This window comes from Ureibacillus endophyticus (assembly GCF_024159215.1).
Lineage (GTDB): Bacteria > Bacillota > Bacilli > Bacillales_A > Planococcaceae > Ureibacillus > Ureibacillus endophyticus.
This window is the reverse complement of sequence record NZ_JAMYWW010000001.1, coordinates 382211-405944: the sequence shown is the minus strand read 5'-3', so window position 1 is coordinate 405944 and position 23734 is coordinate 382211. Positions and strand designations below refer to the sequence as shown.

Genomic DNA, 23734 nt, shown 5'->3' with positions numbered 1-23734 from the left:
GCCTGCAAATTAAATTTATACTGTTTGTTTTTCAGAAGAAATGGCATATAAGATTTTCCCAAGTCGTTTAATGCCTTCTTCGATAATTTCTGGTGATGAATTTGTATAGTTTAAACGTAAAGTGTTTACATTTGATTTTCCAGTGTAGAATGGATCACCAGGCACAAAAGCAACTTTTTCTTCCATTGCTTTGTTAAAGAAATCTAATGCCGATGTTCCTTCTTCTAATGTTACCCAAATGAACATACCGCCCTCAGGTTTTGTATATTTGATTGATGACGGGAAGTATTTTGCCATTGCATTTAGCATTGTATTCGCTTGTTCTTGGTATAATTTAATAATTTTCGCAACATGTGCATCTAAATCATTATTTACTAAATAATCATGGACAACAATTTGCGAAAAGATATTTGTGTGTAAATCTGTTGCTTGTTTTGCTGTGTTAATATGATGCATTAATTCTTTATTTTTTGTGATAACAAATCCAAGTCGCATACCAGGTGTAACAATTTTAGAAAATGAACCAAGGACCACAGAGTTTTCTAAGCGACCTGCACCGATATATGGTAACTTTTCTCCGCTCCAACGTAACTCACCATATGGATCGTCTTCAATTAGCACCACATCAAAGTCCTTCACAACATTGTAAATTGCTTCTCTTTTTTCCTTTGAATATGTAATACCTGTTGGGTTATGGAAGTTAGGAACCACATAAATAAATTTAATGTTTGGGTTTGATTCTAATGTGTGTCTTAATTGCTCAACATTTAATCCGTCATCTTCTAATTGAACTGTGTAGAAGGTTGGTTCTGATAAAGTGAAGGCTTGAATGGCACCTAAATAACCTGGTTCCTCCATTACAACACCATCTCCTTTATTAAGGAGTACCTTTGAAATTAATTCCAGTGCTTGCTGTGAACCCGTTGTAATTAAAATATCTTCTGGAGCGATATCTAGCCCGAAGCTTTTGTTATATTTTGTTGCGATATATTGACGTAAAGGTAAGTACCCTTCAGTAGTAGAATATTGGAATAATTTTGCACCATTTTCTTCAATTGCGTGATTAATCGATTTTTGCATTTCATCAATCGGGAAAGAAATTGGATTTGGTAAACCTCCTGCAAACGAAATGACGTCAGGTGCATCTGTCACCTTTAGTATATTTCGAATGAATGATGATGGAGTGTTTAAAATTTTGTCAGAGTATTTCATGATTTTTCCCTCTTTTATAAAATAGTCGCTGAATCGATCAACATCGAAATTCAGTGTTACTCGATTTTATCAGACTATTTCAACAATTTCAAAGGGTATTTTTTTAGCACCAATATGGTCTCACATTAGAGTGTAGAAAAATTTCGCAAATACTAGCTAATAAAAAAATCCAACTAGCTTAAAAAACTAGTTGGATAAATTAAATTATTTAACATCTTCTAATTCAGGTACTAATTCGCTTTCTTTTAACCATAAGTGATTTTCAACTGTTTCTCCAAGGGAATTTGTATAATCGACAACATATACTGTAGTTTCTTCTACCGTATCAATTGTTCCTTGTGCACCTTTCATCCCTGGCATATGATCAGCATCAATAATTACTTCTGAACCTACATCCAACTCTTCCTCATCAATTCCAGTAATTTCTCCTTCAACAAACCATTTATGATTTTCCTCAAACTCATCACCGTTTGTTGGAGTATACGATACAGAATAAACAATTGTGTCGTAAGCAGCTTTAATCGTTGCTTCTGCTCCTTCCATTCCAGACGTATGGCTAGCATGAACAAATGCTTTACTTCCAACTGGATATTTAGGATTCTCACTTTCCTTTAATTTTTGTGGTACAACTAAACCTGTTTTATTAAAATTATCCGTATTCTCACTTTCATGTTCTTCTTCACCAACTTGTTTATCCGTATCTGCCATGTTATTTGTTACTTCTGCTCCGTTTTCATCATCTTTAGTCGTATCATTTGTTGAACATGCTGATAGGAATAGTGCAGAAACAAAGGAAATAGAAAGTAGCCATATTTTAAAATTCATTGTTATCCTCCTTGAACATATTTCTTTATTTAAGCATTTGCTATTGATGTCTTTCTATGCATGCGTTTCGATTTTTGGCCATAATAAATGTAAAGAGATGCTATTTTATTTTAAATAGCACCTCTAGTCTCCATCGGTTATCTGTGCATCTTTTATACGAATAAATGGCTTAGTTATGATTTTCGATAAAATTGCATAGACAATTAAAAGAACAATTGAACTCGTAACTCCTGCAATGGCAAAATGTAAATTCATACCCTTAACCATTTGTAGTAAATCTTTAGTACTTTGAAACATTACAACATATCCATTAGTATTTTCATCAATATCATATGGATGTGCACTTGCAATATAAGGAGAGTCTTTCCATTCGTTAATAATAATCTTGTCCATATCAATTTTTTGGTTATTTACTATGGAAAGTTTATCTTCTAGCAATTTGATATGTTCCGAATGATCAATAATATTTCCATCTTTATCTGTAATGATGACATTTCGATTTTCATTTTTCTCCATCATGACAATATGATGAATCGTTAGTTGCGAGTAATTTTCTACTAGAACATCACGATAATTTTTTCCATTTGCCATTAGCCGATCGAATTCTTCCTGCAACCTTGTATGAAGTATATTTTGATATAAATAAAACATCAGAATTATCTCTATAAAGAAAACTACGATATAAAAACATATGGTTATCTTTGTGGAGATTCGGTTCACTAACTCACCGCCTTCGAAGTTAGTATAAACAATATTGTTAAAGTAATGAATTTCATTACACTTTGACATATTCTTACTAAAGCTTTATATTCTGTATAAAATAAAATTTTAAAGGGTGGATTCAATGCTTGATTTTGTATTAGAGCTTAAGCCCATTTATCAAGTTATTATTGCCACACTTTTCACTTGGGGAATGACTGCACTTGGAGCTGCTTTAGTCTTTACTACTAAAACATTTAATCAAAAGTACCTAGATGCGATGTTAGGTTTTGCTGGAGGGGTAATGATAGCAGCGAGCTTCTGGTCTCTGTTATCTCCAGCTCTGGAAATGGCTGAAGGAGGACGAATTCCGTCATGGGCTCAAGTAGCTGTAGGTTTTTTAATGGGTGGAGCTTTTCTTTTTGCGGTTGATAAATTACTTCCCCATCTTCATCCGAATGCACCTATGAATTCAGCAGAAGGCATACGACCTAAAGAGAGAAAACGAAGTACATTACTCGTATTAGCCATAACATTACATAACATTCCAGAAGGTTTAGCCATTGGGGTTTCCTTTGGTGCTTTTGCTATTGGCTCTCCATCTGCATCTCTTGCTGGTGCATTAGCGTTAGCAATTGGTATAGGCATTCAAAATATTCCAGAAGGTGCAGCTGTCTCAATGCCACTACTCAGGGACGGTTATTCTCGGAAAAAAAGCTTTATCTTTGGACAGTTTTCAGGAATGGTTGAACCGATTTCAGCAATAATTGGATTTTTAGCTGTTGCATTTATTGAGCCGCTTCTACCCTTTGCATTAGCATTTGCGGCAGGAGCTATGATTTTCGTTGTAGCGGAAGAAGTTATCCCAAGTTCTCAGGAAGAAGGCAATAAAGATTTAGCTGTAATGAGTTTGATGGTCGGATTTACAATTATGATGATTTTAGATGTGGCACTTGGCTAAAAAAGCGTCTCCCTGTAGTGGATGGGAGGCGCTTTTGTTCGTTTTTCGGGGATATATGAGCGGTTTTTTAGGATTTATGGGCGCTTTTTCAAAGTTTAAGGGCGGTTTTACCCTGTTTATGAGCGCTATTTTAAGAATTATGGCCGCTTTCCTATATTAAATAAAATGCCCTATCCATTTCTGACAGGGCTTTACGTTCTATCTTATTCCTCTTCTTTCATAATCTCATCAAAGGCATTTGAAACTTTTTCAAATTCTTCGTCACTATCAATTGCGCTGAAGTCACCATCATCATCAAGTTTTAGGAAGAATACATCTATATCTTCTTCTGTTTCTTCTTGTAAATCTTCAACAAAGCTCACGGCAACATAATCTGTGCCCTCTATATTAATTCCGGCAAGGACCTCTACTTCTAACTCTTCATCGTTTTCATCTGTAATTGTAAAAATTTCGCCTACTTGTATTTTTTCCATTAGTACTTCTCCTTCAACCTATTTTTGAACGCCAACATCTTGTATAGCCATTTAATTAAAAGTTCATACAAAAGAATTTATGTTCCACAAAAAGTTCGATATGGTAAGTTCGATGGTGCTGGCAATGAACAATATTCCTTTGCCAGTTCCGAAGTATAGTCGTATGGATTCGCAAGTACTTTCAACAGCTTTTCCATCACACTATAATCCCCATTAACAGCAGCTTCTAACGCTTCTTCAACACGGTGATTACGTGGAATGACTACTGGATTCCAACTTTCCATTAGTTGTGTTATTTCATCTTTTGTTTGTTCTTGTCTAGAGAGTCTTGCTTGCCACTTTTCATGCCAATTTTTAAACTCTTCCTTGTTTGATAAAGGTGTATCTGTCATATCCCCTATTGTTAACCCACGGAAAGTATTGGTATAGTCCGCGCGATGTTTATGCATAAGGTCTAATAATTCATTGATTAATTCTTTATCCTGTTCTTCTTCATTAAATAATCCTAGTTTTGATCGCATACCTTCTTGATAGCTTTCTTCATATAACGGCATATATTTAGATATTTCATTTTGTGCAAGTTCTATTCCTTGTTCCGGATCTTCATGAATTAATGGGATGAGTGATTCGGCAAATCGTGCTAAGTTCCAACCACCAATAACAGGTTGATTTTCATAAGCATAACGTCCATGACGATCGATGGAACTAAATACAGTTTTCGGATCATACGTATCCATAAATGCACAAGGTCCATAATCAATCGTTTCTCCACTAATGGTCATGTTATCCGTGTTCATCACACCATGGATAAATCCAACGAGCTGCCATTTTGCGATTAAATCTGCTTGGCGTTTAATGACTTCCTCTAATAACCGCAAATAACGAGTTTCACTGTTTGGAATAAACTCGTAATGACGAATAATCGCATAATGAGCCAATACTTCTAAATTTTCAAATGACCCCATGTTTGCGGCATATTGGAACGTCCCTACACGAAGATGACTTGAGGCTACTCGTGTTAAAACTGCCCCTGGAAGCTCAGTTTCTCGGATAATGCTCTCACCCGTAGTTACTACAGCTAAACTTCGAGTTGTTGGGATCCCTAATGCATGCATCGCTTCACTTATAATGTATTCGCGCAACATTGGTCCAAGTGCAGCACGGCCATCCCCTCCACGAGAAAAAGGGGTACGACCTGAGCCTTTTAGTTGGATATCAAAGCGCTCTTCTTTTGGTGTAATTTGTTCGCCAAGAAGTACCGCTCGACCATCTCCTAACATTGTAAAATGCCCAAATTGATGTCCTGCATAGGCTTGTGCAATTGGTTTTGAGCCTTCCGGAGCAGTATTTCCAGCTAAGATTGCGATTGCTTTATCACTTTGTAATTCTTCAACATCCAACCCAAGATCTTTTGCAAGGGATTTATTTAGCTTTACTAGCTTTGGTGCACGAACAGGATTTAATTCTATTTCAGCATAAAAGTCATTCGGCAACCGAGCATAACTATTATCAAAGTTCCAACCTATTCCCATTTATTAATCCCCTTCTCTTCTAAACGTTTCTATTTATTTTCTGCCCCACCTTTTGAATTATACTTGAGTTTTATTCGACAATCCTGTAATTACAAAGCAACTAATCCACGCAACAAAAGTAACCATCATTGCTAGTGATAACCCCAATGCTCGCATAAAAGTGTCTTCTCCAGGATAAAAAGGCTCAATATTAACATAAAAATACAGAATAATTAATGTTAACAGAAGATAAAAGCTACTTCCAATTGCAGCTATTTTTAATCGATTTTCTCTACAAGCTTTATTTACAACCATCCAAAACAATATACTCACAACTACTGCAAAAATCATTACAATAAAATGAATATATGGAAAGGTAAATAACGTTAGTATATACAGTACCAAACCCGTAAAACCAAACAAGATTGTATTTATTAAAAATAAAAACAATCCAGCTAGCCATACATTTTGAAACCACTTAGCATTTTGTAATGAACGTACAAACCTACTATTCTCACTAACTAAATAAAAAAGTGATGTTCTAAAAAATAAAATCAATGCAATAAAAATTAATCCTATAAGAAAAAATAATGTCATACAAATCTCCCTTCATTGTCATAACGAAAATTTAATTTGGAAGTTTCATCCTGATTTTTCAATTATTCTATAAGACAAATATCTATTACTATGATAATATAATTTCTTATTGTAAATAGAAGGAAGAGGAACATCATGAGTGATAAAATTCAACACCCTAAGGAGAAGCTAAGTTTATTCCATTTAACTTGGCCGATATTCCTAGAGGTTTTTTTATTTATGTTAATGGGACTAGCCGATACTTTTATGTTGAGTGCCGTATCCGATAATGCCGTATCTGGTGTAGGTACAGCTAATCAATATATCCATATTGCTATTCTCATATTAGAAGTGGTGGGAAATGGGGCTGCCATTGTTGTTTCCCAATATCTAGGCTCCCGCCGTTATTTAGAAGCAGCTAAAATATCGGCTTTAGCAATAACATTAAATCTCTGTGTCGGACTTTTTATGTCGGTCATTTTTATTTTGTCATCCAATCAGTTAATGGTCATGATGAATCTACAAGGCGATGTATTGCACTATGCACAAAGTTATTTAATTATTGTTGGCGGTGGAATCTTCCTACAAGCCATTATCAACTCTTTAGCAGCAATTATTCGCGTTCACGGTTGGACGAAACAAACCATGTATGTTTCCCTCGGAATGAATGTACTTCACGTTGTTGGGAACTACATTTTAATCTTCGGTAATTTTGGTGCGCCAGAACTTGGTGTACAAGGTGCTGCTATATCATCTATTGTGAGCCGTTTAATAGCGATGTTTGTTTTCTTCTGGCTTTTATATCAGGCTTTAGAGGTAAATGTAGAGATAAAATATTATTTTACTCTATCAAAGGAATATGTTCGTAAAATTCTTTATATCGGCTTGCCAAGTGCTTTAGAGCAAATATTATATCAAGTATGTCAGATTGTTTTCTTATATTATGTAACATATCTTGGAGCCGAATCCCTTGCTGCTCGACAATATGCAAATAATATTTCTATGTTTACTTATTTGTTTGCTATAGCAATTGGGATGGGGACAGCAATTATTGTAGGACGTTTTGTTGGCGCAGGAGAGAAAGATGCAGCATATAAACAGTTATGGTTTAGTGTGAAAGCAGCTCTTATTTTTACTGTAACCATCGCATTAGTTGTTACAATTTTCAGGGAATCCTTAATGAAACTGTTTACCGATAATCCTGAAGTCATCAAAATAGGAGCTTCTGTTCTATTATTAAGTTTGCTACTTGAAACAGGAAGAACCTTTAATATTACAATTATTAATACATTACGTGCTGCAGGTGATGCCCGTTTCCCAGTGAAAATTGGCTTTCTATCAATGGTTTGTATGAGTCTACCATTAGGCTACTTACTCGTATTTGTACTTGATCTCGGTTTGGCTGGTGTTTGGCTAGCTATTGCTGCCGATGAATGGACTCGTGCAATCATTGTATTATTTAGATGGAAAAGTCGTAAATGGGAACGATTTGCTCTAGTGACACCTAAAGAAGAAGAACTTGTAAAATGAGTGGGTTATATTTAACCTGCTCATTTTTTGGGATCACCCTTAAGAAGAGTTTGCTCTTGTAATCCTAGCAAAAAAGACTTCCCCACTCGAGAAGTCTTTTTACATTAATGATTATCCACCGGTTCTTTCGGTAATGATTGACTAAGTTTGCAATATTGTACGAATACACGTGCAAGTTCGCGGAGACGATTTTTAATTTCATCATCAACGATATTATTGTCTGCATCAAAATGAGATGCATGGGTATATACGTAATTTGGTGTTACTAAACATCTAAAATAATCTAATATCGGACGCAACTGATTTTCAACAACTAAATGATGTTGATATGTTCCACCGTTTGCAACCATAGATACTGGTTTATATCGCATTGCTTTTGGGCTAATCATGTCAAATGCATTTTTTAAAACGCCTGGAATGGATGCTTGATAGATTGGTGTTGCAATAATATATCCATCTGCTTTTTCAAATTTATCAATCATCATTTGCATATCTTCATTTAGTGGGCTACCATCTAAAATTTGGTGTTTTAAATCTGAAAAATATAATATTTCAAGCTCTAATTCGCTATTATATTCTTTAATATATTGTTGAACTTGTCGCAAAAGCGCTCCGGTTTTTGCACCGAATACCGTACCGTCTACGAGTAATATTTTCATTATGTCTATCCTCCACCTTTTCTATTTCCATCCGTTATTGTAACAGATGCGACAAATGTCGAATAGGGAACGAGTTTTGAAAAAATAAAATTTCAGTCTTTAGTCGGAATTTCAACATTACTCGCTTTTTCAAGGGCTTTCTCCATTTTATGTGAAGGAGAAGTTAAACTAATTATTGTTGTACCAGGTTCAAAAGTGTAATTTTTTGAATGAATAATAAAGATTAAATCGTTATCTTCATTCACTGCAAATAATGGTATCATCTTATGTGCATCATCTTGTAAAAAATCGGTATAAGTATATTGTTCCGTTAAAGGGGTTTTTCTAATCATGTACCCCTCTTCAACAAAACGATTTAATGTATGAATATCATATTCCGGGTGAAATAATTTCTTTCCACCAATTGACTTACTAAAATCGCTTGGATCATCCGTATGAATGGCGGTTTGAAAAATTTGTTCCCTCCCTAATTCAGGAACAAAGTGATGACATATCAATGCATTATATGCATCCTCATCCGTAGCAGCGATTAAAATTTCATAGGGAGTTAATTCAATACGATATTTTGTATATTCACTTAAAATATCCCCTACTTCTGTTTTTAATCCTAACTGCCTAGCACGATATAATGCACCATATGAACGATCTAATATGAGTACAGGCTTATTGAAAGACTGTATTGCCTCTCCTAAAATTGCCGAAAATGCACTCCCTCCAACAATTAAGACACCTGTTTCATCTGTTGCGCATAATCCAAACTTTTTAGCAATCCAACCAATCGAAAATCCATGGGCAATAACTGTTGCAAAAATAAGTGCTAACGTTAAAGCAGTAATAATTTCCGCATCAGCAAACCCTGCTTTACTTAATCTACTTGTAAAAAAACCGGATACTGTTAAAGCAACAATTCCCCGAGGTGAAATCCATCCAATAAACAGTTTTTCTTTCTTTGGTAAATCCACACCAATCGTAGCAAGCCATACTGAAACAGGTCTTACAATAAATAACATCACTAAAACGAACGCAAGCATCTTCCAATTAAAGACATCCATCACTGTACTTATGGTTAATGATGAAGTTAACATGATAAACACGCTAGAAATCAATACAACAGAGATATTTTCTTTAAAATGAATTAAATCCTTTAAAGAAGTTAAATGCATATTAGCCATGACAATCCCCATTGCCGTAACAGCTAGCAATCCTGTCTCATGCATAATCTCTTCAGATAACACAAATACCAGTAATACACTTACTAAAACAACAGGTGATTTTAAATATTCAGGGATGTATCCATGTTCAATTAACTTCACTAGCAAAAATCCTACTACGATTCCTATAACGACTGATAAAACAGATGCTCCAAAAAATACAAAGAGAGCTGTACTTGAAATTAAATCATTTAACCAAAACACGACTTCTAACGCAAAGAGGGCCAATAATGCACCAAATGGCTCCACAACCAAACCTTCCCACTTTAAAATGGTAGCTGGCCGTTCTTTTAACTTCGCATGTCGTAGCAAAGGGATAATGACGGTTGGCCCAGTAACAATAAATAGACCACCAACGATAAAAGCAACATCTAAAGAAATTCCGGCAATAAAATGAGCTGTTAAAGAGCCAGCAATCCACGCGATAAAAGATCCTATCGTCGAAATTCGAAAAATAGCCTTTCTGGAATCTTTCATTTCACGAATATCTAAACTTAAACTACCTTCAAATAGAACAATTGCCACTGCTAGAGAGATTAATGGATGAAAAACCTCTCCAAAGCTTTCTTGTGGATGAAGAATATTAAAAAAAGGACCAACTAGTAAACCTACAAGAGACATAATGACAATCGCAGGAAGTCGAAAACGCCACGCAATCCATTGTGAAAGAATACCTAACATTGCAACTGCAGTAATCTGGATAAGTGTCGATTCTAACATCATTACATCTCCTTACAACTCCAAACTTTTATGTCACAAATAATTAAAGCCCTTACGCATTTTAGTATTTGCGAAGGGCTGTCTTTCATTCTATTCCTTTGATATATTTTCGGTATTATTTGCTTTTTCCAATGCTTTTTCAATCTTCCGAGTTGGAGAAGTTAAGCTGACAATCGTTGTTCCTTGCTCAAAATTACGTTTAGCACCTATGACAGAAAAAATTAAATTATTATCCTTTCCTACAGCAAATAAAGGTATTGTTTTATGAATATCATCTTGTAGAAAATCTTCAAATGTATATTGTTCAGTTAATGTTGTTTTTCGAATCATAAAGCCTTCTTCAACGTGTCTATTTAATGTATGAATATCATATTTCTGTTCAAGAAACATCTTTCCACCTAATGATTTACTATAATCACTTGGATCTCCCATGTGAATGGGTGTTTGAAATATATGTTCTCTCCCTAATTCTGGAACAAAGCGTTGGCAAATCAAGGCGTTGTAAGCATCTTCCTCTGTTGCTGCAATTAAGAATTCATAGGGTGTTAAGTCGACATGGTATTCAGTATGTTCGCTTAAAATATCTCCTACTTCTGTTTTTATACCCCTTTGTCTTGTAGGGTTTAAAGCTCCCCATGAACGATCGATTACTATTACTGGTTTATTAAAGGATTGGAGTGCTTCCGCAAGAACCGCGCTAAATTCCGTTCCTCCAACAATCATTACCCCTGCTTCTTCCGTTGCTTGCAATCCAAGTTTTCGGGCAAGCCAGCTAATAGAAAACCCATGTGCTAAAACTGTGGCAAAAACAAGGGCAAGTGTTAACGCTGTAATAATATCTCCATCCTCAAAGCCAGAATCGGTTAAAACACCTGCAAAATAACCAGACACAGTTAGAGCAACAATTCCTCGTGGCGCAATCCAGCCAATTAATGTTCTCTCCTGAATGGATAATCCAACACCAATCGTAGAAACCCAAATGGATAACGGTCGAACGATAAACATCATGGCAAGGACAAATATAAACATGCGCCAATTCAGAATTTCAAGAAGTGTTTCAATTGAAAGAGAAGCCGTTAACATAATGAAAACACTTGAAATTAACAAAACAGATATATTTTCTTTAAAGTGAATTAAGTCGCGAATAGAGGTTAGGTGCATATTGGCCATGACAATTCCCATTGCAGTCACTGCAAGTAGTCCAGTTTCATGCATAATCATGTCCGATAAAACAAACACCAAAAGAACACTACTTAAAACTGCAGGAGATTTTAGATATTCTGGTATATAACCAAGTTCTAATAATCTACCTAATAAGTATCCGGCAATTGCCCCTATTAATGCTGCGAGTAAAGATGCACCGAAGAATAATATAAGTGAAGTACCAGAGATAAATTCATTAATCCAAAAAACAATTTGCAATGCAAAAAGTGCTAGTAATGCTCCAAAAGGGTCTACAACAATACCTTCCCATTTTAATATAGCTGCTGGTCGCTCTTTCAATTTGGATTGTCTTAATAACGGGAGAATAACAGTTGGCCCTGTAACGATAAATAATCCACCAATTACAAAAGCAACATCTAGTGAAAGTCCTGCAAGATAGTGAGCAGCAAAGGAGCCAGTAATCCATGCAATAAATGCACCTATTGTAGAAATACGAAAGATTGAACGGCGGAAACCTCTAATTTCTCGTATATCCAAACTCAAACTTCCTTCAAATAAAATGATTGCGACAGCAAGAGAAATTAATGGATTAAAAACTCCACCAAAACTTTCATGAGGGTTAAAAATGTTTAGAAAGGGACCAACAATTAAACCTACTAAAGACATAATGACAATGGCGGGAAGTCGGAAACGCCAAGCAATCCATTGCGATAAAATACCTAGCACTACAACTGCTGCAATAACAAAAAGGGTTAATTCCATTATCATTACATCTCCTTTCGACAAGAACTTAAGGTTAGCCTTGTATTGGTGATACAGCTAACTATAACGATTTGGTCGACTATTGAAACTAAATTCTTCATTTTACTAAATATAGTATTTGCGGAGGGAATTCTTTCATTCAAATTTTTCATTTTAAATCGTTGTCTACTTTAATATCCCTTAGTTTGGACTTATCAAACACAACTTCTTCATCTAAAGGTAACGGTTCTTCTTCCTTAAATTTATCCCAATTGAATAATTGCTCCCTCGAAATCGGTTCTTCATCCTCTTGTACTTTTGTAGGCATTTCTAATTTTGCCAGTTCCGATGATTCATATATCGATACCGGTATTTTTTTGCCATGCAATGCAATTACGATCATTGCTTGAGCTACTTGTTTAGCTTCAATTGAACGGAAATTTTTCAGTGGACCAATGAGAAGTGGATTTAATACTTTTAAAGAATATTCGCCCATTTTTTCTCCAAAACGGAATTCATTACGATCCCCGACTAAAAGTGAAGGTCTTACAATAGAAAGCTGGGATAAATCCAACTTTATTAATTCTTGCTCTAACTTCCCTTTCACTCGGCTATAGTAAATAGAAGATTTCTCATTTGCACTCATAGCGGAAATTACAATGAAATGCATAACTCCCTTTTTTTTCGCTAGTGATGCAATCTGTAAAGGATATTCAAAATCTACTTTCTCAAATTCATGACGTGAACCAGCTTTTTTCATTGTTGTCCCTAGACAGCAGTATAAATCATGGGCAAAATCAAAATCCTGTTCACCAAGTTCATCAAAAGAACGTATTTTAATTGTTAATTTTGGATGTTCATATTCAAGTTTTCTACGGGTAATTGCTGTGATAGAGATATATTCATCACTTTCACAAAGGAGTTTTACAAGTTCCGTGCCCACAAGACCTGTAGCCCCTACTACAATCGCAGAACGCATTCTCACACTATATCCCCTACCTTTCATTTTTTCACATGCCAATGCATACACTTAAAAATCTATATTTCTATTAAACAAAATTCTATATTGATAATTTTCACACATACTTTCTTCTTTTTCACCATAATTTAATTAATAGTTGGGAAAGGATGGGATTACATGCAAAATGAATTAGTGACTACCACTTCAAAAAAGAAAATTGCTTTTGTTGTTGAGTTCAATGTAGTAAAAGGATATTATCCACTGGAAAGAACTGCAATTTTAGCAAAACTATTAAAAGATGAAGAGGAAGTTTATATTTTTTTAAAGCAATGTGGACAAGAAGCAATAGAAATTTTTACAGATCTACAACTTTCTCCGATTCTCTTTGACCAATTGGATGAATTAAAAACTCAATTACGTAATCTTGGACCAGATTTAATCGTTCAAGATGGTAAAGATACAATTGTTGAACAGGTTGAACAAATTCGACCATTCTGTAAGACCCTCGTTCATTTTGACGACTTTGGCGAGGGTGGTGAATTAGCTGATGGCAATATTCACGCTCTATTTGAAGAAGTTCGAGAAAATACAGCTCGAAATATACTAGGAGGAACCTATGCATTTGCAGTAAAAGACACATTAAAATCTATAGCAGATTCTAGAGTATCAAACGAACTATCCGACCCACCACATATTGTCGTTGCTTATGAAGATGGAGATGAAAACAACTTAACTTATCGCACCCTTAGACATCTAACACAACTACAAATACCTTTAAAAATAACAATTGCCATTGATTCTCAATATAAACATTCAATAGAAGATTTACAAATGATGGTACTTAGTCGTCGAAACACGAAACTTTTAAAAGATGAACAAGCCCTTGAAAAATTACTTCCAGAGGCAGATATCGTAATATGTAATGCCAATTATACGCCATACAAAGTGGCCTCTGTCGGAATACCTTGTATTACAGCCGCCCAAAACGAACGCGAGCTAAACAACGCGTTCCCTAGAGAACATCATGGCTTTATCCATCTAGGTTTAGGGAGAAAAATGAAACAATCAAACATTCAAAATGCCGTAATGGAACTATTACTTCATGAAGCCCGCCGAGAACGAGCAGTACGAAAACAGTTCCAACTAGAAATACACGAAAACAATGAAGTATTAAAATCCCTACTATTAGACTTCGCCTACGAAAGACACAACATCGTATCTTTATAGAAAAGCGAAGGCGGCTCGCTCAGGCTCGACACGCACTGGAGATTCCGACAAGAAGGCGCTTTTTGCCTTCGTCGGAGGAATCGAAGTGACGCGAGAGCCTAGCCGCCGAAGCTGGACAATAGAAATGCGGAGAACGCTCGCCCAGCTCTTGACGGCACTGGAGACTTCTGACTAGCGTGTTTACACGCGCAGGAGGAAGTCGAAGTGTCCGAAAGAGCTAGCGTTCGGAGCTGGACAATTAGAAATGCGGAGAACGCTCGTTTAGCTCCGACAACAACTGGAGGAATCGACAAAAGAGTGCTTTTTGCCCTTGAAGACGATTCTGAAGTTGTCGAGGAGCTAGCGTTCGCAGCTAGACAATTAGAAATGCGGAGAACGCTCGTTTAGCTCCGACAACAACTGGAGGAATCGACAAAAGGGTGCTTTTTGCCCTTGAAGGCGATTCTGAAGTTGTCGAGGAGCTAGCGTTCGCAGCTAGACAATTAGAAATGCGGAGAACGCTCGTTTAGCTCCGACAACAACTGGAGGAATCGACAAAAGGGTGCTTTTTGCCCTTGAAGGCGATTCTGAAGTTGTCGAGGAGCTAGCGTTCGCAGCTAGACAATTAGAAATGCGGAGAACGCTCGTTTAGCTCCGACAACAACTGGAGGAATCGACAAAAGGGTGCTTTTTGCCCTTGAAGGCGATTCTGAAGTTGTCGAGAAGCTAGCGTTCGCAGCTAGACAATTAGAAAAGCAGAGAACGCCTGCACAGCTCTTGAAAGTACTAGCTGACAAGAAAGAAAAGATTCAAAAAGTACTAGCGTTCACATTTGCTTAGCACACATTTTAAAAATAGTATCATCGAACCAGTCATTTCGACTGGTTTTTTTAATTCACAGAATTGTTGGTAGTTTTTCCATCACCCTACTTTTATGAAATTAACTACTTTGTTACAATTTTTTATACAATAGGTACTATTTATTCCCTCTCTATATGATAAAAAGGAATTAGATATAGAGATGTCGAATCATAAAACAAGAAAAAAAGCTTTAAGCAAAAGGAGTTGTAAATCATGAAACAAAACCTAAAAGTTCTAATTTGTGATGATTCAATTTTAATTAGAAAAAAACTACGATCTGTTTTAGAGAAGTGTAAAATTGAAGAAATTATCGAAGCTGAAAATGGTGTGATTGCTGTTGAGCTAGCAAAAGAGCACAATCCTGATTTAATTTTTATGGATATCGTAATGCCAGATAAAGACGGTATTGAAGCATTAAAAGATATTAAAGCATTTAATTCAGAAACAAAAGTTGTAATGGCCTCTTCAGCAGGGACAAGCGATCATCTAAAAGAAGCTCTTGCAAATGGTGCATTTGATTTTATTCAAAAACCAATATCTCTTGAATCTGTGACTCTACTTATTGAGAAAGTTTTGAAGGAGGAAAGTGCCAATGTTTAGCCAATACTTCGGTCATTATTTGTTAAATCGCGGTCTTATTACACGTGAGCAATTAGCAGATGCTTTAGAATATCAAAAAACAGTTCACGTAAAATTTGGGGTAATTGCTGTAGATGAAGGTTTCATGACGACTGCTCAAGTTGAAGAAGTTCACGAAAAACAACGCCAAATGGATAAACGCTTTGGTGAAATCGCGGTAGAGCTTGGTTATTTAACAGAATCACAAGTTGAAGCACTAATCTCTCACCAAAAACAAAGTCATCTTTATTTAGCACAGGCACTTGTTGATCGCGAGTACATGACAATCGACGAATTCGGTGCAGCACTAAATGAATATAAGAAAGAAAATAGCTTATCTGATGAACAATTTGAAGCAATTCGCAACGGTAATATCGATGCATTAGTTCAACAACTTCTAGTGTCAGATGAAGAGAAAGCAGCTAAATATGGACGCTACTTATCATTATTTGCAAAAAATATGATTCGTTTTATTGATGATCAAGTGTATCTTGAAGTTTCAGAGGATAATAATATCACACCGAGTAACTGGTTAATTAAACAAGATATTATTGGTGCAGCTCCACTATTCACTGGTATTAGTACAGACGATCAAACATTATTATATATCGCTTCTATTTATGCTGAAGAAGAATTAACTCAAGTTGATGCATTCGCAAAGGATGCCGTAAGTGAATTTTTAAATTTACATAACGGTATTTACTTAGTAAACATGTCTAACTGGGGTACTGAGCTTAACATGAACCCTCAACAAATTATTGAGAATGCTTCTATTTCAGGTGAGTTATTCACAGTAAACGTTGTTACAGCAAAAGGTACATTCCAATTAGTGTTATCAGATGACACAACGAACATAAAAATTGAGTCTGCAGCTGGAACTCAAACTGTATAAATAATAGTAGAATCGCTCTGTACGGCCTACACTGTCCAGAGCTTTTTATTTTGTGTGTTCAACCATAATTACCCTCATTATCCCCTTTTTAAACTTATTATTAATGATAAAATCCATCTTGTTATGATACAATAACATCTAGAATTACATAAACGAAATCACAAAATCGGGACTTTCCGATTTTTTAAAGGAGCATTTTTATGTCTACAAAATCAGAGCTTCAACAAAAAATTGCAGAACTTAAAATGGATTATATAAATTTACAAGGTGATATCGAAAAACTTGAAAATACAGGACATATTGAGTCTGTTGCAAAAGCGGAAGAGCGCCTTGCCAACATGGAAAAACAACTTGCTGAACTGAATAAACAGCTCGCGGCGTTGTAAAAATGCCGCGAGTTTTTTTATAGAAAAGCGGAGAACGCTTGCCCAGCTCCGACAACAACTGGAGGAATCGACAAAAGGGTGCTTTTTTGCCCTTGAAGGCGATTCTGAAGTTGTCGAGGAGCTAGCGTTCGCAGCTGGACAAATAGAAAAGCGGAGCGCGTTTGTTCAGCCGTGAAAGAAACTGGAGACTTCTGACAAGTGTACTTGTACACGCAGGAGGAAGTCGAAGTGTCCGAAAGAGCTAGCGTTCGCAGCTAGACATTAAGAAATGCGGAGGTCTCTCGCTCTGGCTCCTTCACGTTAAAAATGCTGAAAAATAGAGCTCTCCACTGTCAAATTCTCAAATTAAAATTAAGATTTTACAATAATTCAATTATTATCGGGGGAAAATTTATATATGGCAATATTAACTGTTGAAAAGTTAGGTCACTCTTTTGGGGATCGTACCCTTTTTAAAGATGTTTCCTTTCGTTTAGTAGAAGGCGATCATATCGGACTTGTCGGTGCTAATGGTGTAGGAAAATCTACATTAATGGGGATTATTACAGGACAAATCATTCACGATACAGGAAAAGTAGAATGGCTTCCAGGTACACATTACGGCTACCTTGACCAACACACTGTATTAAGTGCAGGACGTACTATGCGAGATGTCCTACGCGATGCATTCTTACCTCTTTATAAAAAAGAAGAAGAACTAAATGAAATTACAGCTAAAATGACAGATGCCACACCTGAAGAATTAGAAGTTCTGTTAGAGCAAATGGCAGATGTTCAAGACGCTTTAGATGCGGGCGATTTTTATACACTAGATATTAAAATAGAAGAAGTTGCACGAGGATTAGGGTTAGATGCAATTGGATTAGAACGAGATGTTGCTGCTCTTTCCGGTGGTCAACGTACTAAAGTTTTATTAGCAAAACTTTTACTTGAAAAACCAAAAGTATTATTACTAGATGAGCCTACTAACTACTTAGATGAAGAGCATATTACATGGCTTTCAAATTATTTAAAAGATTATCCTTATGCTTTTCTTTTAATTTCCCATGACACAGAATTTATGAACGGTGTTGTAGATGTTATTTTCCATCTAGAGTTTTCAAAGATGACTCGCTATACAGCAACATACGAGAAATTTTTAGAGCTAGCGGAAATTAATAAACGTCAACATATTGATGCTTACGAAAAGCAGCAAGAATTCATTAAAAAACAAGAAGAATTTATTGCAAAAAATAAAGCTCGTTACTCAACAACTGGTCGTGCTAAGTCTCGCCAAAAACAATTAGAGCGTTTAGAGAGAATCGATCGACCAGAAACTGCAGTTAAGCCTGAATTTAGTTTCAAAGAATCCCGTGCTTCAAGTCGCTATGTTGTTGAAGCAGAAAATTTATCCATTGGGTATGATCCAGCAAAACCTTTATTACCACCTCTTACATTTACGATTGAACGTGGAGAAAAAATCGCATTAATCGGGATGAACGGTGTTGGGAAATCTACTTTACTCAAAACAATGCTTGGTAAAATTAATGCTCTAGGTGGTTCGGTACGCCGTGGGGACTTCTTATTCCCTTCCTACTTTGAGCAAGAAGTTAAAGCTGGAAACATTACACCAATCGATGATGTGTGGAATGCATTTCCAAGCATGGACCAACATCAAGTACGTGCGGCATTAGCACGAGCTGGCTTGAAAAATGAACATATTTCACGTCCATTAAATTCATTATCTGGGGGCGAGCAAGCAAAGGTACGTTTATGTAAGCTAATGATGGAAGAATCAAACTGGCTAATCTTTGACGAACCAACAAACCACTTAGACGTTGATGCAAAAGCAGAATTAAAACGTGCTATGCAAGAATATAAAGGAACAATCGTATTAGTATCCCACGAACCAGAATTTTACGAAGGTTTAGCAACAAAAGTATGGAACGTTCAAGATTGGTTCACTTCTGGGAAGACAGATTTATAAAATCAAATCGGTTTGAACATCTTAATAGGATGTTCAACCGTTTTTTTATTTCGCAAACTATTTACTTAATGTCATTGGTATATTTTTTTGAACCCTCCCCTACTCAATCCCCTATTAAAAAATTCTTTTAATCTAACTATTTTAACAACAAAAATACAATTGACCTTTCAATTTTGTTCTGCCAATTATTCAAATCAATTCTCAAATTTTTGAAACTTTTTTCTCCTTTACTACGTATATATTTATAGAAAAACGGTTATAGATATATGTGAAGCCCACTTAAATATAAAGTGACTATTGACTTACAATTAGCTTACTGGTAAGATATTTATAACGACAAAATCTCTTACTAATAAGCTATTACAAAACAAATGAAAGCGAGGAGATTTTAATGACAGTTACAATTTATACTCAATCTAGCTGTTCTTCATCAAGAAAAGCTATTAAATGGTTAAAAGAAAACAAGATTGACTACACAGAAAAACGAATTACTTCTCAACCTTTAACATTAGCAGAATTTAAAAATATATTAAGAATGACAGAAGACGGTACTGACGAAATCATCGCTACTAACTCTAACGACTTTAAAAATCTTGATATTGATATTGACCAACTTTCTATTCAAGATTTATATAACTTAATTCAACAACATCCACGTATGTTAAGAAGTCCTATTTTACTAGATGAAAAAAGAATTCAAGTTGGTTATAACGAGATGGACATTCGACGCTTCATTCCACGTAAAGTACGTGCTTATGAATTAAACGCGATGCAACAACTTGTATCACAAGTTTAATTGTCTCGTGAATGAAGTATTTCACCAGACATGCGATATGATTTATGTAAGTGGAGCGAAAACATTATGGATAGCCAAAGATATGAAACTCTTTCCTCCCTATTTGAAGTTGTAGCTTCATTAGAGAGAAAATGGGCAAATGAATGGAATCAACAGAATAATTTAGGATTTTCAAAATCTCATATTCTGCTTTTAGATTTATTATCAAAAGAAGGACCAAAACGACCTTCAGCCATTGCAGAACGGTTAAAAGTAACTACTGGTGGTGTTACAGTACTTACAACGAAGCTAATCAAAAGCGGATTAATCGAGAAAACTCAGAATAGCGCCGATCGCCGTGCTGCTCAAATTGCGATTACATCAGAAGGAGAAAAAGTCCTTGTAGAATCTCGAGCTCAAGTAACCGCAATGGCAAACTCTATGTTTGGCATGCTTTCTACTGATGAAATTAAAACGCTACATACTATCTTTGAAAAATGCTTAGTTAGTGGAAATGGCCAACAAGGTAAACTTGAGTAGAGAATTTGATTTTCTACCCAGAGTTTTTATGGCTAATAATTAAAACGCAAGATGCTCAATCTGCACCTTGCGTTTTTTATTTTGTATATTTTTAAGCAGGAAGTACCACTTCTGCAATATTGTCATCAGACAATAAGATTTCTTTTAAACGTGCTTTTGCTCTAAATAGACGAGATTTGACTGTTCCAATTGAAACCTTCATAAGTGTAGAGATTTCAGCAAGTGAATATTGATCCACATAAAAATACCATAACGTTTTTTGATAGATGCCGTCCAATTGTAGCATTTTTTCCTGTACAATTTTTGTTACGGCGTCCTTTTCAATTTGTTCTTCAGTTGATATGTCATTATTGGGAACCAAATCTAAAATCGGTACGTCTAATGTTTCAGGTTGACTCATCATATATTTGCTTCTTCTCACATTTTTGCGATAACGGTCGCGGAATGTATTCATTGTAATTGTTGTTAACCAAGCTTTTACATGGTCAACCTGCTTTACTTGTTCTTCATTACGAACAACTTTTACCCACACTTCCTGCATTAAATCTTCAGCTTCTGCAGTGTTGCGTGTTAATTTTAAACATAAGTGATATATATAACGATTAAATTCCTCGTAAATTGCCGATAAACAGTTAGTCATTTTTAATTTCCTCCATTATCTAACTTCTGTTATCATTTTCCCAAATTATTGGATTACACTCTATCGTATTTGCTTTCAATTTCATTACATTCCTGTAAGATTCAAACCCATCACTTGTAATTTTTGAAATTGTTTGTACAACAGTTGACTTAAATTTTCAGAATTGTTTGTGTTTGTTTGTGTACCTGGCACTGGAAATATTCAGAATTGTTTGTGTACCGGGTACTCCTGCTCTTCAGAAGCTCACCATCAATACGATATGCCTTGATGTGCTATACTATTTCTGCTACTTGAAAATTTTGAAAAGAGAGGGATTCGCATTGAGTCATTTACAAAAGTTAGATAAGTATTTCTCGGATAACCGCGAGAAGCATTTAGAAGAATTGTTTGATTTCCTTCGCATTCCAAGCATTAGCTCCCTTTCAGAGCATAAAGAAGACATGCAGACAGCTGCTAATTGGCTAGCAGATAAACTTCGTAAACTAAATATCGAAAACGTTTCGGTAGACCCTACAAAAGGACACCCAGTCGTTTACGGGGAATGGCTACACGCTGAAGGTAAACCAACCATACTATTTTATGGACACTATGATGTACAACCAGTAGATCCGTTAAATTTATGGGATTCTGAACCTTTCAAACCTGAAATACGAGACAACAAACTGTTTGCTCGTGGTGCATCTGATGATAAAGGCCAAGTGTATATGCACTTAAAAATGATTGAGGCATTATTTGCTACAGAAGGTACACTTCCGGTAAACGTAAAATTCATTTATGAAGGTGAAGAAGAAATCGGTAGCCCTAATCTACCAGCCTATGTAGAAGCAAATAAAGAAAAGTTAGCTGCAGACCTAATCTTAATTTCTGATACAGGCCTTTATGCTCCAGGAAAACCTGCCGTGTGTTATGGATTACGCGGTTTAACAGGCGTTCAAATAGACGTGCGTGGAGCAAAGGGAGATTTACATTCAGGTTTATATGGTGGTGGCGTTCAAAACGCAATTCATGCACTAGCAGAAATCCTTGCTTCCTTCCGTGATGAACATGGCACAATTCAAGTTGAAGGTTTCTATGATAAAGTACGCCCTCTTTCAGATGAAGAACGTCAAGCATACCGCGACCTTCAATTTGATGAAGAAGCACTAAAAGAAGAAATTGGTGTTCAAGAATTGTTTGGTGAAGCTGGCTATTCTTATCTTGAACAAACTTGGGCTCGTCCTACATTAGAAGTTAACGGTGTATTTGGAGGATTCTCTGGTGAAGGAATTAAGACAGTACTACCCGCAGAAGCAGGAGCAAAAATTACTTGTCGTTTAGTACCAGATCAAGATCCAAACGAAATCGTTCAATTACTAAAAGCACATATTGAAAAGCATAAACCAAAAGGCGTAACAGTAAATGTTTCTGAATTTGATAAAGGTGCACCTTACATGACTCCTTTTGATCATCCGCTTATTCAAGCTGCAGGTCGATCTTATGAGAAAATCTACAATGTTCCTACAGCTTTTATTCGCGGAGGCGGTTCGATTCCAATCGTTGCAGCATTCGATGAAATATTATCATTACCAGTAGTGTTAATGGGCTTTGGACTAAATAGCGAGAACTTCCACGCACCTAATGAACACTTCCATTTAGAAAACTTTGATAAAGGCCTTCGTGTACTTGGTGATTATTTACACGAAGTATCAAATTTAAAACTATAACCACATTGGTGACTCAAAGGGTATCTTTTGAGTCACTTTTTTCTATTTTCAAACTCTCTCAATTTATATTACAAATATTACATATGTTAATTTAAAAGGAATTTTCTAAATATTTGTAGAATTGAACTTATACCATAAAACGCTAGATAATAAAAACATTTGTTAGGAGAGTGATAGAATGGAAACAAAATGGGGTTTAGTATTTTATTTCCAACCAGTTGTAGGTTTACTGCTTTTATTGATTGGAATTTATACTTTTGTAGCAGGCAGTCCACACTTACTTCCTTGGGCATTTATTTTAACAGGTCCCTTATTTAGTGCTATGGCTTTTATCGAATCTCAAGCACCAAAGAAAAATGCTAGCATTTTTTACTCCACTTTAGCGGCTATTGCATTTTTATTTGGATTCTATTCATTTATTGCATTCTAACATTGATATCATTCCGATGAAATATATCTATATTTCATCGGTTTTTTAATTATTAAAAACACCATGCCTCTCGAACAGCACGGTGTTTTAATACGACCTAAAAAAGCGTTATTCTATATAATATAAAGGGGAGGTTATATATGTTGTCAAAGCTTTTATTAGGTTCTTAAATAGCCTACTAGACACTTTAAGAGCGACTTACATAAAACGTTATCGAATGTTTAACGCTTTATGTTAATTAAAGTGTAACATCAACTTATTCCCTTGAATATCCCCTCTAATACCATGTCACATTTTTATCACAATCATGTTCACAAATTTGAGATGATTTGTTTATAAAACATACAAAATTCCTATCAAATCACCTATTTCTTCTATCATGCACATATATAACATATTAAATTTTTATCAAATAAAAAAGAGATGTGCATCATACACATCTCTTTCAAAGATGATGATAACATTTATATCATC

General features: G+C 35.6%; 24 protein-coding genes. 13 read left to right on the top strand and 11 right to left on the bottom strand.

The window, feature by feature from the left end; genetic code table 11:
* Positions 1-15: 15 nt before the first annotated feature.
* From NKR20_RS01995 to NKR20_RS01985, 3 genes are all read right to left on the bottom strand, one after another.
* Positions 16-1212 carry an aminotransferase-like domain-containing protein gene (locus tag NKR20_RS01995; RefSeq protein WP_121215077.1) on the bottom strand — a complete coding sequence of 399 codons (1197 nt, stop codon included), beginning with the start codon at positions 1210-1212 and terminating at the stop codon, positions 16-18.
* Between the two features lie 204 nt (positions 1213-1416).
* On the bottom strand, positions 1417-2037 hold the full coding sequence (locus tag NKR20_RS01990) for a YdhK family protein (protein ID WP_253423140.1): 621 nt from the start codon (positions 2035-2037) through the stop codon (positions 1417-1419).
* Between the two features lie 123 nt (positions 2038-2160).
* Entirely contained in the window at positions 2161-2628 is a 468-nt protein-coding gene (locus NKR20_RS01985) for a hypothetical protein (protein WP_253423137.1), read from the bottom strand.
* A 253-nt stretch (positions 2629-2881) separates the two neighbouring features.
* Here NKR20_RS01985 and NKR20_RS01980 point away from each other — a divergent pair, with 253 nt between their 5' ends.
* On the top strand, positions 2882-3697 hold the full coding sequence (locus tag NKR20_RS01980; protein WP_253423134.1) for a ZIP family metal transporter: 816 nt from the start codon (positions 2882-2884) through the stop codon (positions 3695-3697).
* Positions 3698-3900: 203 nt separating this feature from the next.
* On the opposite strand, the gene NKR20_RS01975 is transcribed toward NKR20_RS01980, so the two are convergent.
* The 3 genes from NKR20_RS01975 to NKR20_RS01965 form a co-directional block, all read right to left on the bottom strand.
* Positions 3901-4170 carry a DUF1292 domain-containing protein gene (locus NKR20_RS01975; protein WP_253423131.1) on the bottom strand — a complete coding sequence of 90 codons (270 nt, stop codon included), beginning with the start codon at positions 4168-4170 and terminating at the stop codon, positions 3901-3903.
* Between the two features lie 77 nt (positions 4171-4247).
* Positions 4248-5702 carry a protein adenylyltransferase SelO gene (locus NKR20_RS01970; protein ID WP_253423128.1) on the bottom strand — a complete coding sequence of 485 codons (1455 nt, stop codon included), beginning with the start codon at positions 5700-5702 and terminating at the stop codon, positions 4248-4250.
* 57 nt (positions 5703-5759) lie between these two features.
* Positions 5760-6278, bottom strand: coding sequence for a hypothetical protein (locus NKR20_RS01965; protein ID WP_121215085.1), 519 nt, complete (start codon positions 6276-6278; stop codon positions 5760-5762).
* 135 nt (positions 6279-6413) lie between these two features.
* On the opposite strand from NKR20_RS01965, the gene NKR20_RS01960 reads away from it, so the two are divergent.
* Positions 6414-7787 carry an MATE family efflux transporter gene (locus NKR20_RS01960; protein WP_253423125.1) on the top strand — a complete coding sequence of 458 codons (1374 nt, stop codon included), beginning with the start codon at positions 6414-6416 and terminating at the stop codon, positions 7785-7787.
* A 104-nt stretch (positions 7788-7891) separates the two neighbouring features.
* Here NKR20_RS01960 and NKR20_RS01955 read toward each other — a convergent pair whose 3' ends face one another.
* The 4 genes from NKR20_RS01955 to NKR20_RS01940 form a co-directional block, all read right to left on the bottom strand.
* Positions 7892-8446: an NADPH-dependent FMN reductase gene (locus tag NKR20_RS01955; RefSeq protein WP_253423122.1), complete on the bottom strand. Its 555-nt coding sequence runs from the start codon at positions 8444-8446 to the stop codon at positions 7892-7894.
* A 92-nt stretch (positions 8447-8538) separates the two neighbouring features.
* Complete coding sequence (locus NKR20_RS01950) at positions 8539-10377, bottom strand: cation:proton antiporter (RefSeq protein ID WP_121215089.1); 1839 nt, start codon at positions 10375-10377, stop codon at positions 8539-8541.
* A gap of 90 nt (positions 10378-10467) precedes the next feature.
* A complete protein-coding gene (locus NKR20_RS01945) occupies positions 10468-12303 on the bottom strand; it encodes a cation:proton antiporter (protein WP_245987581.1) in 1836 nt (611 codons plus the stop codon).
* A gap of 148 nt (positions 12304-12451) precedes the next feature.
* Positions 12452-13261 carry an NAD-dependent epimerase/dehydratase family protein gene (locus NKR20_RS01940; RefSeq protein WP_121215090.1) on the bottom strand — a complete coding sequence of 270 codons (810 nt, stop codon included), beginning with the start codon at positions 13259-13261 and terminating at the stop codon, positions 12452-12454.
* 159 nt (positions 13262-13420) lie between these two features.
* On the opposite strand from NKR20_RS01940, the gene NKR20_RS01935 reads away from it, so the two are divergent.
* The 9 genes from NKR20_RS01935 to NKR20_RS01895 all read left to right on the top strand — a co-directional run bounded on the left by NKR20_RS01935 (position 13421) and on the right by NKR20_RS01895 (position 20487).
* Positions 13421-14470 carry a PseG/SpsG family protein gene (locus NKR20_RS01935; RefSeq protein ID WP_121215092.1) on the top strand — a complete coding sequence of 350 codons (1050 nt, stop codon included), beginning with the start codon at positions 13421-13423 and terminating at the stop codon, positions 14468-14470.
* A 204-nt stretch (positions 14471-14674) separates the two neighbouring features.
* On the top strand, positions 14675-14857 hold the full coding sequence (locus NKR20_RS01930) for a hypothetical protein (RefSeq protein ID WP_253423119.1): 183 nt from the start codon (positions 14675-14677) through the stop codon (positions 14855-14857).
* A 276-nt stretch (positions 14858-15133) separates the two neighbouring features.
* Positions 15134-15289 (top strand): hypothetical protein, encoded by a 156-nt coding sequence (locus NKR20_RS01925; protein WP_253423117.1) that lies wholly within the window; start codon positions 15134-15136, stop codon positions 15287-15289.
* A 234-nt stretch (positions 15290-15523) separates the two neighbouring features.
* On the top strand, positions 15524-15910 hold the full coding sequence (locus NKR20_RS01920; RefSeq protein ID WP_211330980.1) for a response regulator: 387 nt from the start codon (positions 15524-15526) through the stop codon (positions 15908-15910).
* Entirely contained in the window at positions 15903-16820 is a 918-nt protein-coding gene (locus tag NKR20_RS01915; RefSeq protein WP_121215715.1) for a cyclic di-GMP-binding domain-containing protein, MshE-related, read from the top strand. The genes NKR20_RS01920 and NKR20_RS01915 overlap by 8 nt, the downstream gene beginning before the upstream one ends.
* 200 nt (positions 16821-17020) lie before the next feature.
* A complete protein-coding gene (locus NKR20_RS01910) occupies positions 17021-17206 on the top strand; it encodes an SE1832 family protein (RefSeq protein WP_121215716.1) in 186 nt (61 codons plus the stop codon).
* Positions 17207-17603: 397 nt separating this feature from the next.
* Positions 17604-19172, top strand: a complete 1569-nt coding sequence (locus NKR20_RS01905; protein WP_253423115.1) for an ABC-F family ATP-binding cassette domain-containing protein — start codon at positions 17604-17606, stop codon at positions 19170-19172.
* 391 nt (positions 19173-19563) lie between these two features.
* Positions 19564-19968, top strand: a complete 405-nt coding sequence (gene spxA, locus NKR20_RS01900; protein WP_121215718.1) for a transcriptional regulator SpxA — start codon at positions 19564-19566, stop codon at positions 19966-19968.
* Between the two features lie 66 nt (positions 19969-20034).
* Positions 20035-20487 carry a MarR family winged helix-turn-helix transcriptional regulator gene (locus tag NKR20_RS01895; protein WP_253423113.1) on the top strand — a complete coding sequence of 151 codons (453 nt, stop codon included), beginning with the start codon at positions 20035-20037 and terminating at the stop codon, positions 20485-20487.
* A 91-nt stretch (positions 20488-20578) separates the two neighbouring features.
* On the opposite strand, the gene NKR20_RS01890 is transcribed toward NKR20_RS01895, so the two are convergent.
* Positions 20579-21127 (bottom strand): RNA polymerase sigma factor, encoded by a 549-nt coding sequence (locus NKR20_RS01890; RefSeq protein ID WP_121215720.1) that lies wholly within the window; start codon positions 21125-21127, stop codon positions 20579-20581.
* Between the two features lie 320 nt (positions 21128-21447).
* Here NKR20_RS01890 and NKR20_RS01885 point away from each other — a divergent pair, with 320 nt between their 5' ends.
* Both NKR20_RS01885 and NKR20_RS01880 read left to right on the top strand, forming a co-directional pair.
* Positions 21448-22830, top strand: coding sequence for a dipeptidase (locus NKR20_RS01885; RefSeq protein WP_121215721.1), 1383 nt, complete (start codon positions 21448-21450; stop codon positions 22828-22830).
* Positions 22831-23008: 178 nt separating this feature from the next.
* On the top strand, positions 23009-23260 hold the full coding sequence (locus NKR20_RS01880) for a hypothetical protein (RefSeq protein WP_121215722.1): 252 nt from the start codon (positions 23009-23011) through the stop codon (positions 23258-23260).
* Positions 23261-23734 lie beyond the last annotated feature (474 nt).

Bases quoted from the DNA above. Each gene is read 5' to 3' on its own strand.
- NKR20_RS01995 (WP_121215077.1), bottom strand. From the start codon at position 1,212: ATGAAATACTCTGACAAAATTTTAAACACTCCATCATCATTCATTCGA.
- NKR20_RS01990 (WP_253423140.1), bottom strand. From the start codon at position 2,037: ATGAATTTTAAAATATGGCTACTTTCTATTTCCTTTGTTTCTGCACTA.
- NKR20_RS01985 (WP_253423137.1), bottom strand. From the start codon at position 2,628: ATGGCAAATGGAAAAAATTATCGTGATGTTCTAGTAGAAAATTACTCG.
- NKR20_RS01980 (WP_253423134.1), top strand. From the start codon at position 2,882: ATGCTTGATTTTGTATTAGAGCTTAAGCCCATTTATCAAGTTATTATT.
- NKR20_RS01975 (WP_253423131.1), bottom strand. From the start codon at position 4,170: ATGGAAAAAATACAAGTAGGCGAAATTTTTACAATTACAGATGAAAAC.
- NKR20_RS01970 (WP_253423128.1), bottom strand. From the start codon at position 5,702: ATGGGAATAGGTTGGAACTTTGATAATAGTTATGCTCGGTTGCCGAAT.
- NKR20_RS01965 (WP_121215085.1), bottom strand. From the start codon at position 6,278: ATGACATTATTTTTTCTTATAGGATTAATTTTTATTGCATTGATTTTA.
- NKR20_RS01960 (WP_253423125.1), top strand. From the start codon at position 6,414: ATGAGTGATAAAATTCAACACCCTAAGGAGAAGCTAAGTTTATTCCAT.
- NKR20_RS01955 (WP_253423122.1), bottom strand. From the start codon at position 8,446: ATGAAAATATTACTCGTAGACGGTACGGTATTCGGTGCAAAAACCGGA.
- NKR20_RS01950 (WP_121215089.1), bottom strand. From the start codon at position 10,377: ATGTTAGAATCGACACTTATCCAGATTACTGCAGTTGCAATGTTAGGT.
- NKR20_RS01945 (WP_245987581.1), bottom strand. From the start codon at position 12,303: ATGGAATTAACCCTTTTTGTTATTGCAGCAGTTGTAGTGCTAGGTATT.
- NKR20_RS01940 (WP_121215090.1), bottom strand. From the start codon at position 13,261: ATGCGTTCTGCGATTGTAGTAGGGGCTACAGGTCTTGTGGGCACGGAA.
- NKR20_RS01935 (WP_121215092.1), top strand. From the start codon at position 13,421: ATGCAAAATGAATTAGTGACTACCACTTCAAAAAAGAAAATTGCTTTT.
- NKR20_RS01920 (WP_211330980.1), top strand. From the start codon at position 15,524: ATGAAACAAAACCTAAAAGTTCTAATTTGTGATGATTCAATTTTAATT.
- NKR20_RS01915 (WP_121215715.1), top strand. From the start codon at position 15,903: ATGTTTAGCCAATACTTCGGTCATTATTTGTTAAATCGCGGTCTTATT.
- NKR20_RS01910 (WP_121215716.1), top strand. From the start codon at position 17,021: ATGTCTACAAAATCAGAGCTTCAACAAAAAATTGCAGAACTTAAAATG.
- NKR20_RS01905 (WP_253423115.1), top strand. From the start codon at position 17,604: ATGGCAATATTAACTGTTGAAAAGTTAGGTCACTCTTTTGGGGATCGT.
- spxA (WP_121215718.1), top strand. From the start codon at position 19,564: ATGACAGTTACAATTTATACTCAATCTAGCTGTTCTTCATCAAGAAAA.
- NKR20_RS01895 (WP_253423113.1), top strand. From the start codon at position 20,035: ATGGATAGCCAAAGATATGAAACTCTTTCCTCCCTATTTGAAGTTGTA.
- NKR20_RS01890 (WP_121215720.1), bottom strand. From the start codon at position 21,127: ATGACTAACTGTTTATCGGCAATTTACGAGGAATTTAATCGTTATATA.
- NKR20_RS01880 (WP_121215722.1), top strand. From the start codon at position 23,009: ATGGAAACAAAATGGGGTTTAGTATTTTATTTCCAACCAGTTGTAGGT.